This window comes from Mycobacterium sp. TH-M15 (assembly GCF_057473705.1).
Map to the genome: position 1 here is coordinate 1 of NZ_JBYCLB010000492.1, position 4,709 is coordinate 4,709.

General features: G+C 74.1%; 4 protein-coding genes. All 4 read left to right on the plus strand.

Features of this window, described 5'->3' with window-relative positions:
• A partial coding sequence (locus AC2VNT_RS11995; RefSeq protein ID WP_486947071.1) for a glutamate ligase domain-containing protein occupies positions 1–430 on the plus strand: 430 nt, incomplete at its 5' end.
• A complete protein-coding gene (locus tag AC2VNT_RS12000) occupies positions 427–1,968 on the plus strand; it encodes a UDP-N-acetylmuramoyl-tripeptide--D-alanyl-D-alanine ligase (RefSeq protein ID WP_486947072.1) in 1,542 nt (513 codons plus the stop codon). The genes AC2VNT_RS11995 and AC2VNT_RS12000, both read left to right, overlap by 4 nt.
• Positions 1,965–3,044, plus strand: coding sequence for a phospho-N-acetylmuramoyl-pentapeptide-transferase (mraY, locus tag AC2VNT_RS12005; RefSeq protein ID WP_486947073.1), 1,080 nt, complete (start codon positions 1,965–1,967; stop codon positions 3,042–3,044). The genes AC2VNT_RS12000 and mraY overlap by 4 nt, the downstream gene beginning before the upstream one ends.
• Before the next feature lie 3 nt (positions 3,045–3,047).
• Positions 3,048–4,535, plus strand: coding sequence for a UDP-N-acetylmuramoyl-L-alanine--D-glutamate ligase (murD, locus tag AC2VNT_RS12010; RefSeq protein ID WP_486947074.1), 1,488 nt, complete (start codon positions 3,048–3,050; stop codon positions 4,533–4,535).
• Positions 4,536–4,709 lie beyond the last annotated feature (174 nt).

A 4,709-nucleotide genomic window follows, 5' to 3' on the forward strand; every position in this document is an offset into this window, starting at 1 on the left:
CCACCCGCCGGGCGCGGGGGGGGCGGTGCTGCGCTCGCGGCGTGGGGCGCACCTGCACCCCGGGGGGCGGGTGGCGGTGGTGGGGGGCGCCGGCGGCGCCCGCGACCCGGGCAAGCGCGGGCCGATGGGCCGGATCGCCGCCGAGCTGGCCGACCTGGTGGTGGTCACCGACGACAACCCGCGCCGTGAAGACCCGGCGGCCATCCGGCAGGCCATCCTGGCCGGTGCGGCCGAGGCGCCGGCGCCGGCCGAGCTGGTCGAGATCGGCGACCGGCGAGCCGCGATCGACTACGCGGTGCGCTGGGCACGCCCCGGCGACACGGTGCTGGTGGCCGGGAAGGGCCACGAGACCGGGCAGACCGCCGGCGGGCAGACCCGCCCGTTCGACGACCGGGTGGAGCTCGGGGCCGCGCTGGAGGCGCTGCGATGATCCCGATGACCGTCGCCCGGATCGCCGAGATCGTCGGCGGGCGGCTGGCCGGCATCACCGCCGAGCAGGCCGAGCGCACCGAGGTCACCGGCACGGTGGAGTTCGACTCACGGCGGATCACCCCCGGCGGGCTCTTCCTGGCGCTGCCCGGCGCGCACGCCGACGGCCACGACCACGCGGCCGCGGCGGTGGCCGCCGGTGCGGTCGCGGTGCTGGCCGCTCGGCCGGTCGGGGTGCCGGCGATCATCGCAGACCCAGTGGCACCGACCGAGCCGGCCGCCGACGGTCGGTCCAGCGTTCTCGAACACGACGACCCGGCCGGCTCCGGGGCGGCGGTGTTGGCCGCGCTGGGCAGGTTGGCCGCGGCGGTCGCCGGTGAGCTGGTGGCCGGCGGGCTGACCATCGTAGGGGTGACCGGCTCGTCGGGGAAGACCTCCACCAAAGACCTGCTGGCGGCGGTGCTGGCGCCGCTCGGCGAGGTGGTGGCCCCGCCCGGGTCGTTCAACAACGAACTGGGCCACCCGTGGACGGTGCTGCGGGCCACCGAGGACACCGACTACCTGGTGCTGGAGCTGTCGGCGCGGCACCGCGGCAACATCGCCGCGCTGGCCGCCATCGCCCCGCCGCGGATCGGGGTGGTGCTCAACGTCGGCACCGCTCACCTCGGCGAATTCGGCTCGCGGCAGGCTATCGCCGATACCAAAGCCGAACTGCCGCAAGCTGTCCCGGAGCACGGGGTGGTGGTGCTCAACGCCGACGACCCGGCGGTCGCGGCGATGGCCGACAAGACCTCCGCCCGGGTGGTGCGGGTCAGCCGCGCCGAGCGCACCGCCGCCGGACCCAGCGACGTCTGGGCCGGCGAGGTCGGCCTGGACGAGGCGGCCCGGCCCCGGTTCACCCTGCACACCCGCTCCGGCGAGACGGCACAGGTGCGGCTCGCCGTCTCCGGCGAACACCAGGTCGCCAACGCACTCTGCGCCGCGGCGGTCGCGCTGGCCTGCGGTGCCGGGGTGCAGCGGGTGGCCGCGGCGCTGGCCGGCGCCGGACCGGTGTCGGCACACCGGATGCGGGTGAGCACCCGCGACGACGGGGTGACGGTGATCGACGACGCCTACAACGCCAACCCGGACTCGATGCGGGCGGCGCTGCTGGCGCTGGCCCAGATCAGCCGCGGTGCCGACGGTGCCCCGGGGCCGGTTCGCCGGCGCAGCTGGGCGGTGCTCGGCGAGATGGCCGAGCTCGGCGGGGACGCGATAACCGAACACGACGCCATCGGCCGGCTGGCGGTGCGCTTAGATGTCTCTCGTCTGGTTGTGGTCGGCGTTGGGAGAGCGATGAGGGCCATGCACGACGGCGCGGTCATGGAGGGCTCGTTCGGACCCGAGGCCACCATGGTCGCCGACGCCGACGCCGCCCTGACGCTGTTGCGGGAAGCACTGGCGCCCGGAGACGTCGTGCTGGTCAAGGCATCCAACGCGGCCGGCCTGACGACGCTGGCCGAGACGCTGCTCACCGACGTGCCGGATGTTCGCCGGTGATCGGCATCCTGATCGCCGCCGGCGTCGCGTTGCTGGTCACCATCCTGCTTACCCCGGTGCTGATCCGGCTCTTCACCAGGCAGGGGTTCGGCCAGGAGATCCGCGAGGACGGCCCGGCCAGCCACCAGAGCAAGCGCGGCACCCCATCGATGGGCGGGGTGGCGATCGTGGCCGGGATCTGGGTCGGCTACCTGGCCGCCGAGCTCACCTTGTTCGCGCTGGGCGGCGGCGGCCCGACGGCGTCCGGCCTGCTGGTGCTGGGGCTGGCCACCGCGCTCGGCACGGTCGGCTTCGTCGACGACCTGATCAAGATCCGCCGATCCCGGAACCTGGGGCTGAACAAGACCGCCAAGACGATCGGCCAGGTCGGTGCGGCGGCGCTCTTCGGCGTGCTGGTGCTGCACTTCCGTAACGGTTCCGGCCTGACGCCGGGCAGCCCCCAGCTGTCCTACGTGCGCGAGATCGCCACCGTCACCCTGCCGCCGCTGGTGTTCGTGCTGTTCTGCGTGATCATCGTCAGCGCCTGGTCGAACGCGGTGAACTTCACCGACGGCCTGGACGGGCTGGCCGCCGGGTCGATGGCGATGGTCAGCGCGGCCTACGTGTTGATCACCGTCTGGCAGCACCGCAACGCCTGCGCCGCCGAACCGAGCCTGGGCTGCTACAACGTCCGCGACCCGCTCGACCTGGCGTTCATCTCCGCGGCCGCCACCGGCGCCTGCATCGGGTTTCTGTGGTGGAACGCGGCCCCGGCGAAGATCTTCATGGGCGACACCGGTTCGCTGGCGCTGGGCGGGGTGATCGCCGGGCTCTCGGTGACCAGCCGCACCGAGATCCTCGCGGTGGTGCTGGGGGCGTTGTTCGTCGCCGAGGTCACCTCCGTCGTGCTGCAGATCATCGCCTTCCGCAGCACCGGCCGCCGGGTCTTCCGGATGGCGCCGTTCCACCACCACTTCGAGCTGGGCGGCTGGGCCGAGACCACGGTGATCATCCGGTTCTGGCTGCTCACCGCGATCAGCTGCGGCCTGGGGGTCTCCCTGTTCTACGGCGAGTGGTTCACCGCGGTCGGTGGCTGATCGGTGGCCGAAGTTCCCTGGGTCCCCGGGCTGGCGCCGTTGGCACCCGGCGCGGCGGTGCTGGTCGCCGGCGCCCGGGTCACCGGCCGCGCGGCGGTGGCCGCACTGCAGCCGCTCGGCGCGGCGCTGACGGTCTGCGACGACGACCCGGCCATGCTGCGCCGGTACGCCGAGGCCGGGATGGCGACGCTGAGCCCGGAGGCGGCCACCGCCCGCATCGCCGAGTTCGCCCTGGTCGTCACCAGTCCGGGGTTTCCGCCGAGCACGCCGATGCTGCTCGCGGCCGCAGCCGCCGGCGTCCCGGTCTGGGGCGACATCGAGCTGGCCTGGCGGCTGGACCAGGCCGGCCACTACGGGCCGCCGCGGCGCTGGCTGGTGGTCACCGGCACCAACGGCAAGACCACCACGACGTCGATGCTGCAGGCGGTGCTGACCGCCGCCGGCCTGCGCAGCGTGCTCTGCGGCAACATCGGCAGCCCGGTGCTGGATGTGCTGTCTGAGCCGGCTGACCTGTTGGCCGTCGAGCTGTCCAGCTTCCAGCTGCACTGGGCGCCGTCACTGCGGCCGGAGGCCGGGGTGGTGCTCAACATCGCCGAAGACCACCTGGACTGGCACGGCAGCATGGACGCCTACGCCGCGGCCAAGGCCCGGGTGCTGCGCGGCCGGGTGGCGGTGGCCGGGCTCGACGATGCCCGGGCGGCCGGCCTGCTGGCCGGTGCCGACGCGCCGGTACGGGTCGGCTTCCGGCTCGGCGCACCGGCCCGCGGCGAGCTGGGGGTGGTCGACGGTCAGCTGGTCGACAGAGCCTTTGTCTCAGCCGGCTCCGAGGGACTGGTGCTGGTCCCGGTGGCGTCGATATCGGTGCCCGGACCGGTCGGGGTGCTCGACGCGCTGGCCGCGGCCGCGTTGGCCCGCTGCGTCGACGTGCCCGCGGCGGCGGTCGCCGACGGACTGGCGTCGTTCAGCGTCGGCCGGCACCGCGGCGAGCGGGTCGCGGTCATCGGCGGTGTCGATTACGTGGACGACTCCAAGGCCACCAACCCGCATGCGGCCGAGGCATCGGTCTCGTCCTACCCGCGGGTGGTCTGGGTGGCCGGCGGGCTGCTCAAAGGCGCCCACGTCGACGCCACCGTCGCCCGGATCGCCGATCGCCTGGTGGGTGCGGTGCTGATCGGCCGCGATCGCGACCAGGTTGCCAAGGCGTTATCACGACACGCACCGGATGTCCCCGTCGTCCACGTTGCGACAGGCGAGGATGGTGATATGCGTGATGCTAATGGGGTTGTTGATGCGCAGGTGGTCCGGATCGCCAACGTCGACGGGCCGGTGAGCTCACGAGTGATGGCCGCGGTGGTGGCCGCCGCCCGCGAGCTGGCCCAGCCCGGCGACACGGTGCTGCTGGCCCCGGCGGGAGCGTCGTTCGACCAGTTCACCGGGTACGCCGACCGCGGCGACGCGTTCGCCGCCGCCGCGCGCGCCGCGATCCGGTAGCGGCGTGGGCAACGTACTGGCCCGGCTGCGACGCCGGGGCGTCGAAGCACCCGGAGCCGGGGATCCGGGCGGTGAGTCCGCGGCGGCACCGGTCGTGGACGACGCCGCCGAGGACACCGGCGCGGCCGAGATCATCGGCGACGGCGCCACGGCCCCGATCGGCGCCACGGCCCC